This window comes from Pedobacter sp. WC2423 (assembly GCF_040822065.1).
Lineage (GTDB): Bacteria > Bacteroidota > Bacteroidia > Sphingobacteriales > Sphingobacteriaceae > Pedobacter.
In genome coordinates this window covers 363,837-386,944 of sequence record NZ_CP162005.1, presented here as the reverse complement: position 1 = coordinate 386,944, position 23,108 = coordinate 363,837, and the positions used below count along the sequence as shown (strand labels likewise).

Sequence of the window (23,108 nt, the reverse complement as noted above, 5' to 3'; positions counted from 1 at the left end):
GTGTGTCAAAGGTTAGGTATACTTTAATGAACTATCATAGGTATCATCGATCACTTTGTCCTTCCACTCTTCTTTTCTTTCTGCTAGTAATTCAGCTATTCTTTCTGCACTTAAACCCGCTGCACTATTATAGGACGCGATATAAACTGATAGTTTTTCTTCTATTGCCTTGATACTGTTGGTGAAGTCTACAAAGTCTTTGATCATGCGTTTACGACCACCGTGCGAAGAGAATAATACATCATTAAATCTGAAGTATCTGTGGGCCAAATTATTTCTTAATACCAATACTTCCCTGAATTCTTCCATATCAATGTCACTGATTTGATAAGCCTCTTGTAAAAGGGTTGTCATTACCCCTACCATCATTTTACTATGGTCATATTTAGCCCAGATAGCTTCGTAGGAAGCTTGTGAATCAGGTTTGGTTTTAACGATGTCATCTATTGCTAACATATTGATAGTCTGTTGCTCTAAAACCTGCCCCATATAGATTGCCCTGCCATAATGTGCGTAAAGCAATAAAGCTTGTTCGTTTTCTTTTAATTCATATTCTTCGATCGCTTCCTGATAAGATGTATGTTTCATTATTTATTTTATAGGTTTTAATCGTTATAACGCTTATCACAGGTATTATGTTCTGATTTATTTTTTTATAACTTCGGTTATTCAGAATTAATGTTCCAGCCAATGAAATTAACTATTACTTTTCTGCTGCTATTGATCAGCACTTTTTCTTTTGCCAAAGCTCCTGCTTTTACCAGTCAGCTTTCTGCATCTGTTAAAACAGAGGCTGTTGAATCAACAGTAGACCGAAGAATAGAATTGCTGAGCATTGTCTTCAGGCTTGCAGGAAATCCTGAGTACAATATGAATTTTGCCAAGCAGTATATCAAAGACATTAATGCTTATTTTGGAAAATATAAGGATCAGCCAGTAATCGGTTTTGCAAAGAAACTGAGTGATGAAAAGGGAATGGGTTTTTCAAGAGTCATGTTCCTTGCTGTAAATCTTGAACTCAAAGGCGATCAATTTTCTATGATCAAAGTTTCAAAAAGCAGTATAGCAGGAAAATGGGAAATGGAAGATGCACTGAAATTTGTGAAGCTGCTGAACGACTTTTATAAGACTTCTGCATTTGAAGTATTTTATAAAAATCATCAGGCAGTTTATAAAGAAGCCACAGCCCGGTTTAATCAGGCGGCGGCAAGCTTTGATTCTGCCTGGTATCCGGCTTACTATGGCGATCATAGTGTAGATTACAAAACTGTCGTTGGCCTTGCCAATGGTGGTGCTAATTATGGCCCGGGCGTGTTCCCCGCCGGAAAAAAAAAGATCGTCTATGCCATAATGGGTTGCTGGACTTTCGATGAAACAAGTCAACCATTATTTTCTACGAATGACTATCTGCCTACCTTAATTCATGAGTTTAACGTATCCGCCCTATAGACTACATGTTTGATTGCTCGATAATTTGTTTATAGTTCTGGGGATATAGATCCTTGATGTTTTTGTGGTTTATGGACATGATATTTTGCAGTGTATGTTTTAGCCAGCGAAAAGGGTTTACCTCATGTTTCTTGCATATAGCAAAGAACGAATATATCATTGCTGCCCGCTGTGCAGCCTCATGGCTTCCTGCGAAGAGGTAATTTTTTCTGCCCAAACTCACTGGTCTTATCGCATTTTCGACAAGATTGTTGTCGATCTGTAGATTTCCATCATATAAGTAAGCCGATAAAGCATCCCATCGAGCGTAAGCATAGGCCATCGCTTTTCCGATCTGGCTTTTAGGGAGCGTAGTCTTTATTTCTTCAAAGATCCATTTACCAAGTTCATTGATTACTGGTAAAGACTCAGCAAGTCTCAGCTCCTTGATCTTCTGGGAAGAAAGGCTTCCTTGTTTAGCTTGCCGCTCTACAGCATATAATTTTTGGATCAACAGCAACGCCTTTTCAGCTCTTGGTTTATCATTGTCCAGTGATTTTTCAAACTCACGGCGAGCATGCGCCCAGCAGGCCAGGTGCGTCACCTCTTTCTTTTTTCCGTATTTTTCGTACACGGCATAGCCGTCGGTCTGAAGATATCCCTTGAAGTTTCCAAGCATGGGTACAGCAGCGATGCCACCACGGGTGGGACTATAATCAAACACCACGGTTCCGTCCAGCGGAGCGTGATAAACCCAATAATAACCTTGATGGGCAGCGCCTTTTTTATCGCTATCCAGTACCTTTATTGGCGTTTCGTCGACCTGTAAGTAGCCTTTGGATTTGGTGTCGAAAATGAGCTGATCATACAGTGGTTCTAGTTTTTCCAGCGCTTGTTTGGTCCATCCTTCGATTGTTGATGATGGGATTTGTATATTTTCCCTGGCGAAGATCTGCTTCTGGCGGTACAGCGGGAGGTGATCAGCATACTTGCCCGTGACTATCATCGCCAGCAGCCCCGATCCTGGTATTCCTTTGTCGACTACACGCTCAGGAAGTTCTCCGATCCTGATCTCTTCACCATTTTTAGCTGCATATTTATAACGGATATATCGTTTAATATAGAACTTAGCAGGCTCACATTCTAATTCATCGGTGATTTCCTTGCCAATGCATACCGTCTCTGATAAATCACCATCAGGGTGGATCTCGATCTCTTCTACAGGAAGATGGGCTGGAAGTTTAGCTCGTCCTTTGTGATTAGGACGCTTACGTACATATTCAATCTTTTCCTTGATTACTTCGTGTTGTTGCTCTATTTCAGCAGGCTCAGCTCCAAAAGGAAGCATCGTTTGGTTTGAGTCACCTTCAAAGCGCTCACGTTTCTGTCCAAACTGCATACGTTTGTACATCTCCACTTGCGATTTCAGATAATCGCGTTCTTGGGAAAGGGAATCTATCTTTTCATCACGGCTGGAAATAACCTTTAAAAGGTCCTCTTTCGATAGATTTTCCAGTGCCGTTTCCATACGCTAAAAATACGGATTTACCAGCTATTTAACAAGATAAAAGCCTGTTTTTATGCTAATGAATAACGTTTTTTTCGAATACTCTTTACCACATGAATGCCCTCTACCATCAGCACCAGATCGCTCCATGACATTTCATTTTCCCCGCCTTTTGGAGCAAGAAAGGTGCCCTGTTCCAGCCGTTTGTAATAGAGAACAAAGCCCCCACTTTCCCAATGTAGTAGTTTGATGTGTGTACGACTGCGATTCAAAAAAACAAACACTTCACCGCTGGTGGGACTGCGTTGCAGCCCGGAGCTGACTAATCCGCAAAGCCCATCAAAACTTTTACGCATATCACAATGCCCCGAATAAAGATAAAAACGATGCGAAGATCCTAGTGAGAACATTTCAATACAGGCGAATCAACTGAGCTAAAAGCGGCAGATCGCCATTAACTTTCAGTTTCACTCCATTTGGGTAAAATACTTCTATCTCCCTAATACCAGAATCCCGAACGATCGGGATAAATCCCAGGGGAGTATCTTCTTTTCCATTGCTCCGAGAATACCAATAATAAAACTTGGCCTCATTGATGCCTTTTTCCAGACAATAGTCTTTCTTTGACTTGCCACTGGATTGCCAATCTTCGATCATGGCGTGCATCGCGCTGCGCTTTTCTTTTAAATTATTCATACAGGCAAAGCTAAACCGAGAAAGTTAGCTAGTCAAGATGTACTTAGTAGGGCGGATACAGTTTAACCATTCTTTTGTGAATCACATTCTGGAGGAAGATGGCAACGATAAGTTACTTGAAGCCAGTGGCAAAATATTGCTGGATTCACAGCAGATAGAGATGAAGCGTCAGGCTTATGAGGACTGGCAAAGTGTGATCAACGAATCTGTGGTCAGAGCTTGTGTAGTCAGATATTTAATTGATCACCAAAGTGATGATCAGGTTGTAAAGGCAGAGGTTCTGGAACAGCAAAATAAGGGTTTCCTCTGGACAAAAGAATTAGTTACGCTATTAGGCAAATATGAATCTTCCAGGGATCGCTATCCAACATTCAAAAGCTTTTATCCGGAAATTATTGCTTTTTTTAATCAAACGGCGGGAAATATCAAAGAGATTAAAGCGGCTTACAGTGCTAAAAAGCAGCCTGAAAACTAATATCTGCTCTGGGCAGCTTATTTATTCCGCCGCCATGCAGCCCAGGCTCCTGTACTCCAAAGTGCCCAGATTACAAGCACTGGCTGGAACAATAACCTGATGCCACGAAGCAAATCTGAGTTCAGCCCAAAAGCATTGGTGTGTGTAATCAATTGAGAAATATTACCAGGAAAAACGAGTACAAAAAACAATGCGGCAATCCAGCCAATCCTGATGCGCTGGCTGCTCCAGAATACTAAGGAAAGTCCCATGGAAATTTCTGCAATTCCAGACAGAATAACGACAAGATCTCCATTCAGCGGAACCCAGTCCGGTACTTGTGCCAGGAATTCAACCCTTGCCCAGCTCAGATGACCGATTCCTGCGGTTAGCAGGATCAGACCTAATATGATACGAGCGATGTGCTGTGCTTTGCTGGTTTGATGTAGTTTCATTTTTTTGATTCGATTAATTTCAACAGGAGAACAGCCATTGTGTCAAAAAGTTTCGCCTCCTCAGCTATTAAATTAAGTCTTATCAATTTCATTTCCCCGGGTAATAGTTTATCAAAGGATAATGAATTTCCCGCAATTATTCTAATTTACATTTATTCAGCGAATACTGCTTTTATACTAGTTTAGACTAAAAAATATCATTTAATGTTTTTTCCATTTTCGGTAACAGGCTAAAAGCATCCTGTGCAACCTGAGGTACTGGTCTGGCCAGTTTACGTAATTTGGTATCTATCCATGACCCTTCGACGGTAAGAATGGCTCTTATTTTATTTTCGTGATCAGTAAATTCTTGCAGAATTGACCATTTTGATCCGTCGGCACTCATCTTCTCTACTTTAATATTAATGCTGATCTGGTCTTCTGATTTAATTTCCCTGATAAATGTACAGGATTCTTTGAAGATGACAGGGCCAAAGTGCTGTTCTTGCATTACAGTCATTGTCAGGCCGAGTTCGCCTAAGATCTCTAACCGCGATTGAGCAGCCAGGTCGTAATAGCTGCTATGCCTGAGGTGGAAGTTGGGATCTAAATCGGCCCAGCGTAATGCTAATTTTCTTTGAAAATGTACCATGATCTCTACGGATTATTTATGGGGACAAAGGTAACGGATCGTAATTTTTAATAGACTAACCTATGTTAGGAAATTAATTTACGAAGTCTGCTCAGGCTTTCGGGATGGATACCAAGGTACCTGGCTACGCGATGAACAGGAATTTCTTTGATGATTTCTGGTCTGTCTTTAACGAGTTCAAGATACCTTTGTTCTGCATTTTTAGTGAGGGCATCTTTTTCTTTCCGCACTCTTTTCCTATAAAGTTCTTCAGTACTTAGTCTGCCAAACTGATTGGCGAGCAGCGAGGTTTTATAGGCTTCATTCAATTGCGCATAGGGAATAATTTCTACAACACATTCCGTTAAACAGTAGAGGTATACATCTGATTTTTCTTGTGACAGAAAGGAAGTATAAGAAGAAAACAGATCGTTGGAAAAATAGAAGTCAATGATTTTATTGCCAGCTTCAGTTTCCATACCGATTTCTATGATTCCTTTATTAAGGAAATAGACATTTCTTTCGACCTGTCCTATACTGGTAATCACAGATTTTTTGGAATACGTTGCGGTAACTACAGGAAATGGTAAGGCTTCATTTGTATCCAGTATTCCAGCAATATATTCATTAAATGTCATATTGTTCTTCGTTATGATCTTCAAATTTAATAAACCATTTCAGGATTGTGGTGTTCATACTACTCATTAATATGAAATTAATCAGATCAACAAATGGATAATCAAACTTATGCGCTCATCAATGCTTCAAGAACCGGAGACGTTGATCAATTAAAGACATTGCTGAAAAACAATCCCGATTTAAATAGTCAGGATGAAAAAGGGTATTCTCCGCTTATTATTGCGGCTTATAACAACCGCTATGAGGCTGTAAAATTACTGGTGGATGCGGGTGCCGATGTCAATGCACAGGATTTTGGCGGAAATACAGCATTGATGGGAGTTTCGTTTAAGGGTTATCCTGACATTGCCGAACTACTGATCAGTAATGGCGCAGATCTGGATCTTCAACATGGAAATGGCGGAACTGCATTGATGTTTGCAGCTATGTTTGGAAGAAATGAACTGGTTAAACTGTTATTAAGTTATGGAGCGGATAAGACTATATTAGATTCCAGAGGATTATCAGTATTTGATCTGGCAGCTCAGCAGGGAAATGAAGCTGGAATTGCATTGCTTGAGCAAGAGGATCTGAATAATCAAGCATCTTAAATTGAATTCAACCAGAAAAACTATTTCTTAAGCTATTGAAAAGGGCGGTGTCAATAATAATTGACACCGCCCTTTTATGTTTCAAATGTTATTAAGCTGGTATTTTTCCTTTTTTCTCCCGATCCCAGAAACGGTGTTCTTGTATAGCCTTTTCAAAATCTTTAGCCGTCTTGTTCAGCAGTAACCCGCTCACCAATTCTTTTTCATCTTTAACCGGAATATTGGAAAGCAGAATGAAATCTACCCCTTCTGCATTCGCCGCGATAGCTTTGCAGTGTCTGAAAGCTTCTTCGGCAAAATGAACTGCATCTGCTTCTGCCGTTAATGCGTCAATTGATTTTTTACCACCAGGTATATATACCGCATCGAATAAAACGGATGCCGTAGTCAGAAAAGTAAAATCTACTTTGATTAGTTTTCCTGAGTCATCCTTAATATGTCCGTCGTGAGTAGCCACAATTTTCGTTACTGCACCAGCTGCTTCCAGTACTTTTTTATACGCATCCAGTTGACTTCCATTTACGCCATCAGTAGCCAGAATAGCTATTTTTCTGGTTTTAATAGTATCTTTAGGCGTGTCTTGCATACTGAGTGCTGCACTCGATTTCAGCGTACTTTTAACAATTTTCGGTTCATATTTCTTCTGGTCACCATCTGCCGGAACGCCATGATTAACTGGTCTTTCAGGCCCCGAAGGTACATCCAAACCTAAACCTTCTGCTACACGTGCGGCCAGTGTAAGGTCAACCTGTGTTAAAATGCCAAGCATACGTTTCCTGATGTCTTCAATTTCTACTTTTCCAAGTTCAAATCGCAATGCGTCTACCAGGTGATTCTTTTCTGGTTCAGACTGGCTATTGTAGAAAAGTGTAGCCTGAGAAAAATGATCAAAGAAACTATCACTGCGTGCCCTGATTTTTTTAGCATCAATCCGCTCCTGATAAGAACTGAACCCACCTTCTGAAACTTTAGCCTGCAATGGTGAATTATCATTGATACGATTTGGCTGATAACTGGTACGCCCTTTATTAATAGTTTGACGCATATGCCCGTCTCTTTGATTGTTATGCACCGGTGAGATAGGTCTGTTAATTGGAATCTCATGAAAGTTTGGCCCTCCCAACCTGGAAAGCTGCGTATCAGTATAAGAAAACAGACGTCCTTGTAAAAGCGGGTCATTCGTAAAATCAATACCTGGAACCAGATGCCCCGGGTGGAAGGCCACTTGCTCAGTTTCTGCAAAAAAGTTATCCGGATTCCTGTTCAGCGTCATTTTTCCAATTCTTTGAACAGGTACCAGTTCTTCCGGAACTAATTTGGTTGGATCAAGTAAATCGAACTCAAATTTATGTTCATCTTCTTCCGGAATCACCTGAATCCCTAATTCCCATTCTGGAAATGCTCCTGCTTCTATCGCTTCCCAAAGATCACGCCTATGGAAATCGGGGTCATTACCTGAGATTTTTAAAGCTTCATTCCAGACTACTGAATGCACACCAAGTAGCGGCTTCCAGTGGAATTTAACAAAGTGTGATTTTCCTTCTTCATTAATCAAACGGAAAGTATGGACGCCAAATCCTTCCATCATTCTATAACTTCGGGGAATTGCCCTGTCGGACATTAACCACATCACCATATGCGAAGATTCCGGCATCAGCGAAATAAAGTCCCAAAAAGTGTCATGTGCAGATGCTGCCTGAGGCATTTCATGGTGTGGTTCTGGTTTTACAGCATGGATAAGATCCGGAAATTTGATTGCATCCTGAATAAAGAAAACAGGCATATTGTTACCGACAAAATCATAGATACCTTCCTGAGTATAAAATTTAACAGAAAAACCTCTTACGTCTCTGGCCAGGTCTGTAGAACCTCTGGAACCCGCAACCGTCGAAAACCGAACAAAAACAGGAGTCTTAATTGTGGTATCATTTAAGAATCCGGCTTTTGTATATTCAGCCTGAGATTTATACAATTCAAATACACCATGTGCACCTGAACCTCTGGCATGTACAATACGTTCAGGAATCCTTTCATGGTCAAAGTGAGTGATCTTTTCTCTGAGGATAAAATCTTCCAGCAAGGTTGCCCCACGCTCACCAGCTTTCAGTGAATTCTGATCATCATTAACTTTTAATCCCTGATTAGTGGTCAGCAATTGACCTGACCCGTCTTCTTTATTGGTTTGAAGGTCTTCATTCTTTGAAATTGCTTCCGAAGGAGATACTACTGGTTTTTTCATAATTCGACATTTTATCGTTGGTGATTATACCTTTTACAGCTATAAGATTCAGGCTATTTTCAGTTAATTTGCAACCAGAACAAACCGTTTTATGAAATGTTTTAAATTAAAATATACTATTGAATGATGATTTTGTGAGTAAGAAACAATAAGATGTTATGAATTGAACTATAAATACACAAAAAAAGCACATATATTTGAACTCAAATTTTACAACTATATTTTATGGCAAAGGCATCCGAAATCAAAGTAGGAAATATTTTACGTTTCAACGGCGAATTGGTAACAGTTACAGAAATCCTGCATCGTACACCAGGTAAAGGTGGAGCTTTCTACTTAGGAAAGTTTCGTAATATTAAAACCGGGAAAATTGTAGAGGCCCGTTTAGCAACTGACGAGCAGGTTGAAATTTGCCGTGTAGAAACTAGTGATTTTCAATATTTATATGAAGAAGGTGACTATTTTGTAGTCATGGATAACGTTACTTTTGAGCAGTTCAGTGTTGCTAAAGCCTTATTCGGCCCGGCTGCGAAGTTTATCAAAGAAGGAATGGATGTTATCGTTTCTTTTGAAAGTGAAGAACCTATCATGGCTCAGGCACCAAACTTTGTAGAATTAGCGATTACTTATGCTGAACCAGCTGTAAAAGGAGATACTTCTTCTGGTGCATTAAAATATGCAACTACAGAAATAGGCTTTGAAATCAAAGTTCCTTTATTTGTAAACGAAGGTGATAAGGTAAAAATCGATACACGTACAGGTGAATACGTTGAACGTGTAAAATAAAATAGTTTCATCACCCAGGTGGTCTATTATATGCTTAACAAAAAAAGCAGCTTATCGGGCTGCTTTTTTTGTTACATCAAAACTGAAACCCAGTTTTATGAAGCAGGACCAGACCAGCGATCCACACTCCATTCTTTTTTATAAGTTCTGATAAATTTGTTTACATCTGCTACTTTGTAAGGTGGACATGCCCCTGCTTTTGTAGTGATAAAAGCACTGAGTCCAACTGCAAAATCCAAAGTATCATTGATGTATTCGTTGGATAGCTTCATCGCCAGTAAACCTGCTAAAAATGAATCTCCGCTACCTACAGTATCTGCTACCTGAATCGCATAAGCAGACCAGTGATGCTCCGTCTCATCTCCATAATAAGAAGCTCCTTTACTACCTTTTGTAACCACAATCTCCGGAATATCAAACTTGCTTCTAAGGAGCTCTACACGCGCTGTTTCTGTTTGACAATCCTGACTGAACCAGTCACTGATAATCGTGAGCTCTTCCAGATTTAATTTAAGTAAATCCGTTTGATGCAGCAGTACAGCGATATATTCTGCATCATAATCAGGTGCACGCAGGTTCACATCCATCACTTTATAAGGTGCCAGTGCCAATAATTTTGCCAGCGTTGCCCTGCTCGTTTCGCAGCGGCCAGATAAACTTCCATAAACAAGCGCATCGGCCTGTGCCACTAAACGGATATGCGGGTTTTCAAATGCAATATAATCCCAGGCTACAGGCTTAACAATCTCATAACGAACTTCATTATCCTGATCCGTAGTGACTTCTACAGTGGAAGTTTTATGCGCCTGATCCAATTGAACAAATGTAGTGTCTACAGCTGAATCCTTCATCACCTGCATAATTTCTGTCCCATTCTGATCAGCACCAACCCTGCTGATTAAATGACTGTTCACACCCAGGTTTTTCAGGTGATAAGCCACATTCATGACTGCACCACCAGGCTTTTTACCAGATGGAAAATTGTCCCACAATACTTCTCCAAAACATACTACCTGAAGATTATTTTTTCTGCTCATATTTCATTAAGATTGATCATTGTCCTTCTGGCTTCAGCATTTGCTGATGATTCCTGAATAATCAGTTCTGCTTCCAGTATAATATTATTTGTACTCTTCTCCTCATTTCCGAGGTTTTCCAGCAGTAATTTAACGGCTGCCTGCCCTAATCTGTTCAATGGTTGCCGGATATAAGTAATCGGGCAATAGAATAAGTTATACGCATTAGATTCATCAAAGCATACGATTGCCAAATCTTCAGGGATACGGATATTTAAACTCCGGATATGAATCAATCCTTCAATCGCTAAGTTATTGTTACCAAAAAAGATCGCCTGGATAGGCTCTGCCTGATTTAATAGTTCATTGATGGCCTGATGAACCTCTGCAATCATATTTTTCTCTTCTACTTCTTTCAGGTTCTTTCCTTCGTTTTGCTGACCAGCATTGATAAGTGCTGCTTTATATCCTCTGGAACGTTCTGCTAAATGGAAAAGATCCGATTTTAAATTGATCATCCCGATTTGACTGAACCCTTGTCCGAGCAGATGATTGATGGCCTCCATGGAAGCCTGAAAATTATTAATAGTTACTGTATTCACATTGAGATCCGGAAAATAGCGATCGACCAGAACAAATGGAATAGCTTGTTTTTTGAGGGAGATTAACAGTTCTTCCGATCCTTCGGGAGCGGCGATAATAAAGCCATCTACACGCCTGCTCATCAAAGTACGGATCAGATCTTCTGATTTAACAGTGCTTTCATCGGCACTGCCAAAAATCACGGTATAATTATGCTTCTTTGCTTCGTCTTCCACAATCCTGGCCAGACTTGCGGAGAAAGGATTTGAAATATCTGCCAGGATTAAACCGATGGTCAGTGTTTTATTGATCTTTAAACTTTTAGCTACATGATTGGGCCGGTAGCCGAGTTCATCAGCTAACTTTTTAATCTTCTGCGCAGTATCTTTATTGATTCTGTCTTCCAACTGGCCATTAAGAACATAAGATACCAATGCTGTGGAAACACCCAGTTGCTGGGCAATATCTTTCATTGAAATGTTCTTCTTCATACAGTATATAAGATTTGGGACTGCTAATATTGTGTTTAAACGTTTAAATCACAAATTATTTAACATATATTTTTATTAAACATGAGCATAAAACAGTTTAACATTAGACATTTATCTGGCTTTAAAACACAATAAACATATATTTTTAGCCTGATAATATAAATTCACCTATACTAAAAAACCCTATTGTGTTTTTAACACAATAGGGTGCAACCGGCTTATTTTACAGATTAATTGTTTAACCGTTTAAACTTCGTTATTCAATAAACAAGCTTGCTGATCAGATTTGTTTATTCTCCTGTTCCTGACCATCAACGAAAAAACGCGTAGCAGAAACCTTCATTGGATTGAAGTCAAATTCAATCATAGTTCCATTGTTAGGATTACCATACAAATCAAAAATCAATTCTCCCAAAAGCTTTCCATCGGAGCCGTAATATTTAGCTTTACCTTCATTTAAAAAGGATTCCTGGCGCATACCTTTCGGGTTACCATCATAAATAATCTGCTTCACACGCTCATCTTTTTGAAAGATAGTAATCAGATCATATACAGATGGAACACCTTCTATTTCAGTACCTTTGTAAGTATAAAGTGTAGCAGTTTCTTCCTCACCGTCTTTATAAACAGCATTCTGTCTTAACCTTCCGTCTTCGAAGAATGTTTTCACCGGGCCATTTAAAACTCCATTTTTAAATACAGATGTACCACTGATTTTACCGTTCTCTCCGTAATATTTAACTTCCCCGTCAAATTTCTCTTCGGTTTTAGACAAAGAGTAACCTACAAATTGAGGTTTACCTGATTTATAATAATCCTTAAAAAGGTATTTTCCATTTACAGCAGCAGGTTCAGGTCTGTAATAGACCATGTTTTCTTTAGCTACCGGTTTCCAGTCTGCATCAAAATATTGAGTTTTTACCTGTGCAAAGGTAGTAGTGAACGCAAATAGCAAGACAAGTAAAATCGTATTCTTTTTCATGAGGTTAACTTTTAATCTATAAATTTATAAAAATCTATTCAGACTACTGATAGCTGTCCAAACATAAAATGAAGATAGAAATATACCAGGCCGGTAATTATCAAAATAATCCTGTATTTTAGGCAGAAACTAAACAAAAGAACCAGCACAATCCTGGTATAATAAATATATTAGATGTTAACAGTAGAAAAAATTGGCGGCACTTCTATGAGTGCCTTGCAGGATGTCATTAAAAATATTGTTCTATTTGAACGTACAGGCGATCAGTTATATAACAGGATATTCGTAGTATCCGCTTTCTCAGGTGTTACGGATCTGTTACTTGAAAACAAGAAAACGGGTGCTCCGGGTGTCTATCACCGTATTGCCAAACACCAGAATTTTCATCGTCCGCTAAAAGATTTGATTGTCAAATTAAAAGCTATCAATAAAAAATATGCTGATCTGGGATTGGATCTTACAGTTGCGGATCAGTTTATTGAGGATCACGTCAATCAAGCTCAGAAATATCTGGAAAATTTAGCCAATATTTTAGCTTCCGGTTATGTGAGTAAAGAAGGAATATTGCAGGCAGCACGTGAGATATTAGCTTCGATTGGTGAAAGCCATTCCGCATTTAATTTCACCAATATTTTGCAGAACATGGATATCAATACTGCACTGGTTGATTTGAGTGGATTTAATGATCACCGTGCTTTTACAATAGATCAGCGTATAAAAAATGCTTTTAAAAATATAGAGCTCAAAAAAACACTTTGTATCGTGACTGGGTATGCCAAGGGTACAGAAGGAATTATGCGTGAATTTGACAGAGGTTATTCAGAGGTTACCTTTAGTAAAATTGCAGAATTTCTAAGACCGGCAGAGGCTATCATCCATAAAGAGTATCACCTGTCTACTGCCGATCCTGCTTTGGTAGGGCTGGAAAACTGTACTCCGGTTGGGTATACTAATTATGATATTGCCGATCAGCTGGCAGATGTAGGTATGGAAGCTATCCATCCAAAGGCTTCAAAGCCTCTGGAAGTAAGCGGCATTAATCTGCGGATTAAGAACACATTTCAGCCCGCACATCCGGGGACTTTAATTACACGCGAGTTTGTGTGCGAACATAAACGTGTAGAGGTCATTACCGGAACTGATAAATTACTTATGATTGATGTATATGATCCTTCCATGGTAGGTAATGTAGGCAGTGATTTACAGATCATGCAGGCATTTTATGATCATCGGGTGAGTTATACTTTTAAAGCAACCAGTGCAAACAGCATTTCTATTGTCATATGGGCGCGCGACTATAATAAAAAACTGATCAGTCAGCTGGAAGATGATTTTGAGAAAGTAACGATTGAGAAAGTTGCGATGGTTTGTTTGCTGGGTACGAATATGGATCAGCCAGGTTTATTAGCTAAAAGTGCCAATGCCTTAACCGAAAACAATATAGATATCAAAAGTGCAGGTTTTGCATTAAGAAAAGTAAATATTCAGTTTTTGATTGCACCTGAACATTTTAAACTGGCGATTATTGCATTGAATAAAGCCATGAAGTAAAATATAAGCTATCACCTGGATGCTGAGGTCCCCGGGCCTGGATTTACACCTCAGGGAATACCGTTAACTAAAAAAGCCTCTCCTTAAGAGAGGCTTTAAAATTCTTAAGCTTCTTTTTCATCAAAAGAAACAATACCAAAATTCTTTTTGTTTAATTTTTTCAATTTACGTGGGATACGTACTACATCACCACCTTTTACCACTTTATCCTGTGTTTTTACTGCTTTACTCATGTTTTCAATTCCTATTTGTTCAGTCTTGAATTAGACATCCCGTTTCTATTTTCGGCAATTTAAACATATTCTGCCGCAATGCGGCATTAATCTTCATTGATAAAAGGTATTAACATCACTTATTAGTTAAGCGAGTACTTCCGATTTTTGGTTAACATGCAAATTTATGGTATCCTGTAAAATGCCAAGGGCTCTTTCCAGTACTTCCTTTTCTATCGTTAATGGTGGAAGCATTTTAATCACCTTATCGTGACGACCCACACATTCTACGATTAAATTGTGCTTTTCAAAACAGTCTTTTGCAATTTTCTTTGCCAGTAACGGATCGCTGAACTTTGATAAATCTATGCCCCACATCATACCAAGGCCTCTGATTGCGATACGTTCATCCTCAGCTGCTATTTCTTCATGAAGAATACTACTGATAAATGCAGCTTTCTCTTTTACTGCCGCTTCCAGACCAGTTTTCTCTCTGAATTCCAGTGCCGCTCTTCCGCCAATAAATGCAAGCTGATAGCCACGGAAAGTTCCGTTATGTTCACCCGGCTGCCAGATATCAAGTTCAGGTTTAATCAATAAGATGGCCATTGGCAAACCATAACCACTCAATGATTTTGATAAGACCACAATATCCGGTGCAATATGTGCTCTTTCAAAAGAGAAAAAGTCACCAGATCTTCCGCAGCCAATCTGAATATCATCACAGATAAAAAGGATGCTATGTTTTTCGCATATTTTTTTCAGTTTAAATAACCATTCCGGTGAGGCTACATGTATCCCGCCTTCTGCCTGTACTGTTTCCAATATAACAGCAGCTGGTTTTTCAATCCCTGAGTGTGTATCTTCCAGGATCATTTCGAAGTAAGCAAGACTGTCAAAACCTTCAGATCCGCAGTTCTCAAAAGGAAGAAAAGTAACATTATGCAATCCAACTCCAGCTACATCACGATGATATTGATTACTGGTCAATGCAAGACTACCCTGAGACAAACCATGATAAGCACCCATAAATGCAATCACATTAGAACGTTTGGTATAATTTCTGGCCAATTTAAGCGCAGCTTCAATAGCATTGGTACCGGTTGGCCCGCAAAACTGAAATTTGTATTCCAGCCCTTTTGGTTTTAACAGCAAATCGTTAAAAGTGGTAATAAAGTCACTCTTGGCCACAGTAAACATGTCAAGCCCCTGCATAATATTATCTCCTGCCATGTACTCTAAAAGCTGTGCTTTAATATAATCATTGTTATGACCATAATTAAGCGCGCCAGCCCCCATCAGAAGATCAATATATTCTTCCCCATTTGAACCGTATAAGAAAGAACCTTTTGCTTTCTGAAATACCTGGGGAAAACTTCTGGAATAGCTGCGGACATTGGATTCAAGAGTTTCAAAAACTTGTGTAGACATAATAATAAAAATTAGAGAATTAATAAATTAATAGTTAGAAGATTTGTTTTTTATAGGGAAGCCGGTCAGGCTTCCGTTTGGCTGGCTATTGGTGTCTGAATTGAATATGGTCTGAGGCGCGCTGCCAATATTTTAGCATTTTCATTTTTCAGCATGCTTACGTGATCGCCCGATGCCCCTACTGGCTGAATTTCATCCGCATGTGGTGCCCACCCCAGATTTTCATCGAAGCCAAGCTGCTCCCATTGTTGTTCAAGCGCACGGACAACGGTCAGTGTGGCATTCACCTTACCCGAAATGTAATATTCCATAGTTGAATTACAGATCATCAGGTAAACCATTCTGGCCAGGAAGTCTGTCAGTACACCTTTTCCAAGACATTGAACTTTCACGTAGTCCAGCATAAATGCGCGGCGTTCACCGGCAGGCAACTGTTCAAGAGCTGATTTCATTTCCGCTATCCATACGGGATAAGGCTGCGCTATAAACTTGTTTTCTTCGAGATAAATAAGTGCATCATTGACCAGCGAATCAACGGGGACCGGATAAATATTAGCTCTGACTGGTATATCCAGTAAAACGGCCTGTTCTACCTGCTCGTCCATAATTTCGAATTGACGAATCATTTCATACAAGACATATCCGCCAAAAGAATGACCTGCTAAACGGTAAGGCCCTTCTGGCTGCACCTCTTTGATCCACCTGATATTTTGCGCGGCAACTTCTTCTACAGTGTCCAGTGGAACTTCTCCTTCCAGCAACCCGATCATTTTAAGACCATATACAGGGCCTTCCTGATGAATTTCTCCTGCTAACTGATCGTACCAGTCCGGATTACCATCACCTCCAGGCAAAATGAACAAGTTTTGATCACCTTCGGTCTTACTTAATAAAATCAGATGTGCATTGAAATCCTGATCCAGTGATGCAGAGAGTCCGGTCAGCAAAACAGCCTGTGTTTCAATAGTTTTATTGACCATCAATGCATTCAGTTGAATCGCATAACCCATTTTTCTGATCTGTGCCAATAACCGTACAGTGATCAGAGAATGGCCTCCCAATTCAAAGAAATTAGCATAGATACCTATCTTTGCAATACCCAGCAATTCCTGCCAGATCCCTGCCAGTTTCCTTTCTGTAATATTACGCGGGCCAACATAATCTGCAGCTGTCGATTGATGTGTATCCGGTTCCGGAAGTGCCTTTCTATTGATCTTTCCATTCACTGTAAGCGGCATTCCGGCTAAAGGAACCCATATTCCAGGTACCATATAAGCCGGCAAACATCCTTGCAAAAATGCGGTAAGCTGTGCTTTATTAAACTCACCTTTTGGAACTACATATGCTGCCAGGTATTTATTTCCCGCGCTGTCTGTTTTTGCCAGTACTACCACATGATTCACTAAACCACTTTGTTGCAATACACGTTCTATTTCTCCAGGTTCAATCCGGTAACCTCTGATTTTCACCTGGTCATCTATCCGTCCCATATACCTGATATTGCCATCCGGTAACCAGCAGGCCAGATCACCCGTTTTATAAATCAGGGAATCAGCATCTTCATTATATGGATTACGTACAAATTTCTCTGTGGTCAATTCAGGCAGATTGAGATAACCTCTGGCCACTCCACGTCCGCCTATACATAATTCTCCTCCTGCTCCTACCGGTACAATTCCACCTTCAGTATCCAGAATATATAAAGTCGTGTCAGAGAAAGCATTTCCAATTGGCACACCCGTATAATCCTGATGCAGATCCAGCTGATACATACATTTCCCAATCGTAGTTTCCGTAGGTCCATAATGATTGAACACCTCACAACTGGTTTCAGACAATCTGAGCTGCTTTACGATATCATCCTGTAAAGCCTCTCCACCAAAAATCAGCAGTTTAGCAGGCAGCAATAACTTCCCGTCAATACACATTGCTTTCCAATGCGAAGGGACAATCTTCAGGCAATCAATACCGTGAGTTTCAAAATAATTGTAAAGTGAAAGCGCATCTGTAGTTAAAGCCTCTGCAATAACATGAAGCGTACCTCCCGCGGCCAAAGCGCCAAACAGAATTGTATTTCCAAGATCGGTCGCAATAGCAGGGACTAATGCAAATGAATCACACGCATTAACAGCACAACGCTGCTGTAAACCATCAACATAATCTACCAGGTTATCATGTGTGATCATTACCCCTTTAGGATTACCCGTAGAACCAGAAGTATAAATTACATAAACCAGGTTGGCAGGTTTACTTGCATTAAGAGAATCTTCCTGAGGAATTTCACTGACAATAACAGACCAGTCTTCCTTAATATTCAGGTAGTTTACAGGCTCATCAGCATGAATGGTTATTTTGTCTTGTAAACTTCCATCAGTAATACAAATCCGGCAACCGGTGTCTTTCAGGATGAAACGGATACGTTCCTCAGGAAATGCCAGATCAATAGGCACATATGCACCTCCGGCTTTCAATATACCAATAATAGAAATGATCATCTCCAGACTTCTGTTCATACAGATTGAAACCAGGGTATCTTCTTTTACACCTTGTGTTTGAAGATACCTTCCCAGCTCATCTGTGCGCTGATCCAGCTCCCGGTAAGTGAGTTGCTGGCCTTCATATACTACAGCTATTTGATCAGGATTAATATTTACTCGTTCTAAAAACAGAGCTACGATAGTTTTATCTCTGGCATACTGATGCACAGCCGCTCTTTCATTAAAGACATGAACAATCTCATTTTCCTCTTGTGAAGAGAGCATTTTCATGGCTTTAACAGCTTGCGAAGGATGGGTTACCGCAGCTTTTAACAACTGCTCATAATGTTTAGCCATCCTGGCGATAGTCGCTTCCCTGAATAAATCGGTACAATAGACAATACTCAGATCCAGCCCCTCGGCTGTTTCTTCAACCATAAAATTAAGGTCAAACTTAGCAGAAGCATGGTCTACTTCTTCACTGCTTAGCGTCAGGTCGCCTAATATCAGTTCAGGCTCTTCAGGCGTATTTTGCAAGACCAGCATGGCCTGGAATAAAGGAGTTTTGCTCCGGTCCCTGTCTTTAACTACCGCCTCTACAATTTTCTCAAAAGGAATATCCTGATTGTCATAACCTTCCAGAGAAGTTGTTTTAACCTGCTTCACTAATTCCAGAAAAGTTGGCGCAGCGCTAAGATCACAACGTAAAGCCAGCGTATTGATAAAAAATCCGATCAATGCTTCCGATTCTTTTTGTCTTCTTCCGGCTATCGGAGTACCTACCGTAATATCATCCTGTCTGCTGTAACGCGACAACAGCACATAAAATGAAGACAACAAAGTGATAAATAAAGTCACATCCTGTTGCTGACTGAATGTATTGAGCTGGTCAGTTAATGAGCGATCAATATGGAAGCTCTTTAAAGCACCACGTGTACTTTGTATAGCAGGTCTTTCATCATCCAGCGGAAGCTCCAGTGAAGCCGCATCCCCAAGTTTTGCTGACCAGTAATCCTGCTGTGATTTCAGTATTTCTCCAGCTAAATAAGTGCGTTGCCAGATCGCATAATCAGCATATTGAATAGCCAGATCAGGCAATTGAGCTTTTGTATTTTGTAGCGCAGCCTGGTAATTTGCAGTTAGCTCATCAACCAGGATATTGATTGACCAGCCATCACATGCAATATGGTGCATCGTCAATACCAATAAATATTCTTCTTCCTGCAATTTGATTAATCCTGCCCTCAGCATATAATCAGCCGACAATTCAAAAGGATGAAGGATAAGCGCATTGATAGTAGCAGTCAAATCATCCTTAACTTCAACAATAGCAAGCTTCCATTGATCAGCAGACCTGATTTCCTGGTAAGGTATACCCTCAGTGGATTTGATTACTGAACGGAGTACTTCGTGCCTGCGGACAATACTTTGTAGTGCATGCTCAAGGGCATCCTGATTAAGTTTACCCTTTAATTTAAGTACTGAAGGCATGTGATAATGGACACTTCCTTCCAGCTGATCTATAAACCACAGCCGCTCCTGACTGAAAGATAAAGGAATAAATTCCGGTCTTGGCAACACTGTAATGGGTGGAAGCAATTTCTTATTCCCGCTAACCTCCAAATATTCTGCAAGCGCTGCGATCGTTGTATTTTCGAACATCGCTTTCACGGTAACCTCTAATTTCATCTGATCTCTTATGGTCCCGATCAGCCGGATAGCCAGCAGAGAATGTCCTCCAAGTTTGAAGAAATCCTCATATACTCCTATCTGTTCAATTTTTAATATCTTCTGCCAGATCACTGCCAGTACTTGTTCCGTTTCATTTCTTGGTGCAACATAACCCTGCTCTGTCAGAGCTCCGGTTTCAGGAACAGGTAATTCCTTTTTATTGACTTTACCATTAGCTGTTAACGGTAAAGATTCCAGTTCAACCAGCATAGCTGGAAGCATATAATCGGGAAGTTTTTGCTGTAAAAACTCCATTATATTTTCCTGATTATAAGCCCCCTCCGGCACTATATAACCAATCAGACGCTTACTTCCTTCTTCGTCAGTCAAAACGGTGACTACCGCCTGGCTTACTCCTTCACATTTTTGCAGTACACTTTCGATTTCCCCGAGCTCGATACGGAAACCGCGGATTTTCACCTGTTCATCAATCCGGCCTTCATAAGCAATGCTGCCATCCGGAAGCCATTTGCCCAAATCGCCTGTTCTATACAAACGTTCCCCTGCTTTTACAGAGAAAGGATGCGGAATAAACTTTTCTTCAGTCAGTTCCGGCCGGTTCAGATAACCCGCAGATAAACCAGCACCACCCAGATAAATTTCACCAACTACACCAATTGGCAACAATTGCTGCTGCTCATTTAAAACATAAACGGTACGGTTACTTAATGGAAAACCTATAGGAATATTGTTGTCAAACCCTGGTTTAATCGGGTAGGTTAGAGAAAAAGTAGTATTTTCTGTAGGGCCATAACCATTAATGATGTCAATAGCAGGATAAATTTCCTGTAATTTACGTACATGTTTCGCCGATAATTTTTCTCCGCCTATCAGGATAACAGACAGTGTTTCAAACACATCAACAGCTGTTTCTACCAACTGATTAAACCAGCCTGCGGTAAACCACATTTGAGTAACCTGTTGCTTACGTATTTCATTTTTTAACAGTACAGGATCAAGCAAAGTCTGCTCTTCGCATAAAACCAGGCGGCCACCGTTAAGCAGCATTCCCCAATATTCAAAGGTAGTTGCATCAAAAGAAGGTGCTCCGGTTGACAACAGCACATCATCCTTACCCAAAGAAACATAGTTAACTCCCCGAACTAAACTCACCACATTTCCATGTGTTACTTTTACGCCTTTAGGCTGACCTGTAGAACCAGAAGTATAAATGACGTAAGCCAGATCCTGTTCAGAAAGGACAATACCCGTTGGTGTCACAGGCCTTTGATGTAACTGATAAGCCAGCTTATCTAAACTTAGTGTTTCAATATCCTCACGCAGTGTTTCCAGCAGATCTGCATAGTCCGAAGTGGTCACCACTACCGGGCTGCTGCTTTCTGACAACATCAAGCGGATCCGTTCTTCAGGATATCCCGGATCAATTGGCATATAGGCAGCTCCTGCTTTCAATATCGCCAGAATAGCAATCATCACTTCCAGGCTTCTGTCCATACAAAGCGGCACCAGCATTCCGGTAATTACTCCTTTTTCAACCAGATAGTTCGCTAACTGATTACTGCGTTCCTCCAATTTAGCATAGGTTAGTTTTGAATCCAGAAACACCAGGCCTATCGCTGAAGGCGTCAGTTCTGCCTGCTTCCTGAATAATGAAACAATAGAATCTTCCTGCTCATATACAGATAAGGTATCATTAAAATGATGCAATAACTGTTCTTTATCTTCCCCTTCTACCAATAACAAATCGCCGACTTTGTCTTTTTTAAAGGATATAATTTGTGACAACACTTGTTCAAAATGTCTTTTCAGCTGCTGCACATATATTCCGCCTAGTATTTCCTCATTGTACATGAATAAAATATTAATCTCCTCTGTTACCGCTACGATGATAGACAGCGGATAATTATTGTGCTCTTTAATCACCACATTATCCACTACCAGTTTTCCCGGGCCGGATGAGCCGCTTTTACCAACGGGATAGTTCTCAAAAACCAGTATACTATCAAATAAATCTCCGGTAACCCCAGTCCATTGCTGGATCGTACTTAACGCGGTATAGCCATATTCTCTGGACATAATCTGTCCATCCTGAATCGAAGCTAACCACTCAGTGATTGCTGTAGCCTGTTTTACAACGGTATGTAAAGGGAGGGTATTGATATACATTCCGACCCTGGTTTCCATATTGGACAGTTCTTCCGGACGTCCGGATACAGTGACTCCATAAGTTACGTCTGTTTTACCCGTATAATTGTGCAGAATAAAAGCCCATATCCCTTGTATCAGTGTATTCAAGGTCAAACCAGCAACTTTTATATAAGCATCAGCCTTTTCTTTAATTTGCTGGTCCAGCACAAGCAGCTCTTCCTTAAAAATCCCTGCTCCCCTTGTACTGCCTTCCGGCGTTTGAATAAATGGCAATAAACTTCCCGCTTCTACACCTTGCATATAAGTACGCCAGTATTCTTCCTGTGCCCCTAAACCTCTGCTTTCTATGTAGCGGATATAATCTTCATATTTATCCTGTTCCGTTATTTTCACTTCCTGACCATTTGCCAGCAGTTCATAATACGCTAGTAATTCTTCCATTAATACGGACATAGACCAGCCGTCCAGCAGAATATGGTGATAAGTCCATACCATGAAAAAAGTATCTTCACCAGTTTGCAATAAGCTGATACGCATCAATGGCGGCTTTTTAAAGTCGATTCCTTTTTTCAGATCTTCTGCTATGAATAAAGCGATGTCCTCTTGTTGAATCTCCGGACTATGCTGACGTAAATCCACTACTTGAAAAGGCAGGATCACCTCTTCATGAACACATTGAACCGGCATCCCCAGAGATTCATAATCAAAACTGCTGCGCAGAATAGTATGACGCTTTAACAATAACTTCCAGCTTTCCTGAAGCAAACCAGTATTTACCTGTGATAAATCACAAGTAAATTGTTCCAGATAAGCAGCAGCCTCACCATCGTATAAACCATGAAAAAGCATTCCTTCCTGCAAGCCGCTCAACCGGTAAATAGCAGATATACTTTCATGACGTTTCCTGGTTTCCGGTGCCTCTGCATGCTCCAGATAGTCTATCAGCTCTTGTTTATTGTTTTTGATATAATTGATAACTTCCGTATCACTTCTGATTGCAGCGATCTGTTCATTTGTCAATTTGTTCTTATCTCCTCTTAAAGTGAGTTTACCATCTTGTACGTTTAAAGAGAAATGTCTGCTATATAGTTCCGCTATGAATTCTTTGATTTCCATGTAATA

At 40.2% G+C, this 23,108-nt stretch carries 19 protein-coding genes; 5 read left to right on the top strand and 14 right to left on the bottom strand.

Going from position 1 to position 23,108, the window contains the following annotated elements:
- Nucleotides 1–12: 12 nt before the first annotated feature.
- Nucleotides 13–588 (bottom strand): hypothetical protein, encoded by a 576-nt coding sequence (locus AB3G38_RS01270; RefSeq protein ID WP_367866684.1) that lies wholly within the window; start codon nucleotides 586–588, stop codon nucleotides 13–15.
- Nucleotides 589–690: 102 nt separating this feature from the next.
- Between AB3G38_RS01270 and AB3G38_RS01265 the strand changes: the two genes are divergently transcribed.
- Nucleotides 691–1,449, top strand: coding sequence for a DUF4932 domain-containing protein (locus tag AB3G38_RS01265; protein WP_367866683.1), 759 nt, complete (start codon nucleotides 691–693; stop codon nucleotides 1,447–1,449).
- A 1-nt stretch (nucleotide 1,450) separates the two neighbouring features.
- On the opposite strand, the gene AB3G38_RS01260 is transcribed toward AB3G38_RS01265, so the two are convergent.
- The 3 genes from AB3G38_RS01260 to AB3G38_RS01250 are packed head-to-tail and all read right to left on the bottom strand — an operon-like array spanning nucleotide 1,451 to nucleotide 3,631.
- On the bottom strand, nucleotides 1,451–2,956 hold the full coding sequence (locus AB3G38_RS01260; protein WP_367866682.1) for an IS66 family transposase: 1,506 nt from the start codon (nucleotides 2,954–2,956) through the stop codon (nucleotides 1,451–1,453).
- A gap of 50 nt (nucleotides 2,957–3,006) precedes the next feature.
- The gene (tnpB, locus tag AB3G38_RS01255) at nucleotides 3,007–3,291 is read right to left on the bottom strand and encodes an IS66 family insertion sequence element accessory protein TnpB (protein ID WP_367866681.1); all 285 of its coding nucleotides are present in this window, start codon (nucleotides 3,289–3,291) and stop codon (nucleotides 3,007–3,009) included.
- Nucleotides 3,292–3,346: 55 nt separating this feature from the next.
- Complete coding sequence (locus AB3G38_RS01250; RefSeq protein ID WP_367866680.1) at nucleotides 3,347–3,631, bottom strand: IS66 family insertion sequence element accessory protein TnpB; 285 nt, start codon at nucleotides 3,629–3,631, stop codon at nucleotides 3,347–3,349.
- A 37-nt stretch (nucleotides 3,632–3,668) separates the two neighbouring features.
- Here AB3G38_RS01250 and AB3G38_RS01245 point away from each other — a divergent pair, with 37 nt between their 5' ends.
- On the top strand, nucleotides 3,669–4,106 hold the full coding sequence (locus tag AB3G38_RS01245) for a DUF4932 domain-containing protein (RefSeq protein WP_367866679.1): 438 nt from the start codon (nucleotides 3,669–3,671) through the stop codon (nucleotides 4,104–4,106).
- A 17-nt stretch (nucleotides 4,107–4,123) separates the two neighbouring features.
- Here AB3G38_RS01245 and AB3G38_RS01240 read toward each other — a convergent pair whose 3' ends face one another.
- The 3 genes from AB3G38_RS01240 to AB3G38_RS01230 all read right to left on the bottom strand — a co-directional run bounded on the left by AB3G38_RS01240 (nucleotide 4,124) and on the right by AB3G38_RS01230 (nucleotide 5,788).
- Nucleotides 4,124–4,540, bottom strand: a complete 417-nt coding sequence (locus AB3G38_RS01240) for a hypothetical protein (RefSeq protein ID WP_367866678.1) — start codon at nucleotides 4,538–4,540, stop codon at nucleotides 4,124–4,126.
- A 187-nt stretch (nucleotides 4,541–4,727) separates the two neighbouring features.
- Entirely contained in the window at nucleotides 4,728–5,171 is a 444-nt protein-coding gene (locus AB3G38_RS01235; protein WP_367866677.1) for an acyl-CoA thioesterase, read from the bottom strand.
- 65 nt (nucleotides 5,172–5,236) lie between these two features.
- Complete coding sequence (locus tag AB3G38_RS01230; protein ID WP_367866676.1) at nucleotides 5,237–5,788, bottom strand: Crp/Fnr family transcriptional regulator; 552 nt, start codon at nucleotides 5,786–5,788, stop codon at nucleotides 5,237–5,239.
- Nucleotides 5,789–5,881: 93 nt separating this feature from the next.
- On the opposite strand from AB3G38_RS01230, the gene AB3G38_RS01225 reads away from it, so the two are divergent.
- Nucleotides 5,882–6,379 carry an ankyrin repeat domain-containing protein gene (locus AB3G38_RS01225; RefSeq protein WP_367866675.1) on the top strand — a complete coding sequence of 166 codons (498 nt, stop codon included), beginning with the start codon at nucleotides 5,882–5,884 and terminating at the stop codon, nucleotides 6,377–6,379.
- Between the two features lie 91 nt (nucleotides 6,380–6,470).
- Here AB3G38_RS01225 and AB3G38_RS01220 read toward each other — a convergent pair whose 3' ends face one another.
- Nucleotides 6,471–8,618, bottom strand: coding sequence for a catalase (locus tag AB3G38_RS01220; RefSeq protein ID WP_367866674.1), 2,148 nt, complete (start codon nucleotides 8,616–8,618; stop codon nucleotides 6,471–6,473).
- 225 nt (nucleotides 8,619–8,843) lie between these two features.
- Between AB3G38_RS01220 and efp the strand changes: the two genes are divergently transcribed.
- A complete protein-coding gene (gene efp, locus AB3G38_RS01215) occupies nucleotides 8,844–9,404 on the top strand; it encodes an elongation factor P (RefSeq protein ID WP_068400487.1) in 561 nt (186 codons plus the stop codon).
- 95 nt (nucleotides 9,405–9,499) lie between these two features.
- Here the strand turns inward: efp and AB3G38_RS01210 are convergent, their stop codons facing one another.
- The 3 genes from AB3G38_RS01210 to AB3G38_RS01200 all read right to left on the bottom strand — a co-directional run bounded on the left by AB3G38_RS01210 (nucleotide 9,500) and on the right by AB3G38_RS01200 (nucleotide 12,475).
- Nucleotides 9,500–10,441 (bottom strand): carbohydrate kinase, encoded by a 942-nt coding sequence (locus AB3G38_RS01210; protein ID WP_367866673.1) that lies wholly within the window; start codon nucleotides 10,439–10,441, stop codon nucleotides 9,500–9,502.
- Nucleotides 10,438–11,493 carry a LacI family DNA-binding transcriptional regulator gene (locus AB3G38_RS01205; protein WP_367866672.1) on the bottom strand — a complete coding sequence of 352 codons (1,056 nt, stop codon included), beginning with the start codon at nucleotides 11,491–11,493 and terminating at the stop codon, nucleotides 10,438–10,440. Before AB3G38_RS01205 ends, AB3G38_RS01210 begins: the two co-directional genes overlap by 4 nt.
- 280 nt (nucleotides 11,494–11,773) lie before the next feature.
- Nucleotides 11,774–12,475, bottom strand: a complete 702-nt coding sequence (locus AB3G38_RS01200; RefSeq protein WP_367866671.1) for a toxin-antitoxin system YwqK family antitoxin — start codon at nucleotides 12,473–12,475, stop codon at nucleotides 11,774–11,776.
- 174 nt (nucleotides 12,476–12,649) lie between these two features.
- Between AB3G38_RS01200 and AB3G38_RS01195 the strand changes: the two genes are divergently transcribed.
- The gene (locus AB3G38_RS01195) at nucleotides 12,650–14,026 is read left to right on the top strand and encodes an aspartate kinase (RefSeq protein ID WP_367866670.1); all 1,377 of its coding nucleotides are present in this window, start codon (nucleotides 12,650–12,652) and stop codon (nucleotides 14,024–14,026) included.
- A gap of 104 nt (nucleotides 14,027–14,130) precedes the next feature.
- Here AB3G38_RS01195 and AB3G38_RS01190 read toward each other — a convergent pair whose 3' ends face one another.
- The 3 genes from AB3G38_RS01190 to AB3G38_RS01180 form a co-directional block, all read right to left on the bottom strand.
- On the bottom strand, nucleotides 14,131–14,259 hold the full coding sequence (locus tag AB3G38_RS01190; protein WP_260159932.1) for a hypothetical protein: 129 nt from the start codon (nucleotides 14,257–14,259) through the stop codon (nucleotides 14,131–14,133).
- Nucleotides 14,260–14,385: 126 nt separating this feature from the next.
- Nucleotides 14,386–15,669, bottom strand: coding sequence for a diaminobutyrate--2-oxoglutarate transaminase (ectB, locus tag AB3G38_RS01185; protein ID WP_367866669.1), 1,284 nt, complete (start codon nucleotides 15,667–15,669; stop codon nucleotides 14,386–14,388).
- Between the two features lie 65 nt (nucleotides 15,670–15,734).
- On the bottom strand, nucleotides 15,735–23,102 hold the full coding sequence (locus tag AB3G38_RS01180; protein WP_367866668.1) for an amino acid adenylation domain-containing protein: 7,368 nt from the start codon (nucleotides 23,100–23,102) through the stop codon (nucleotides 15,735–15,737).
- Nucleotides 23,103–23,108 lie beyond the last annotated feature (6 nt).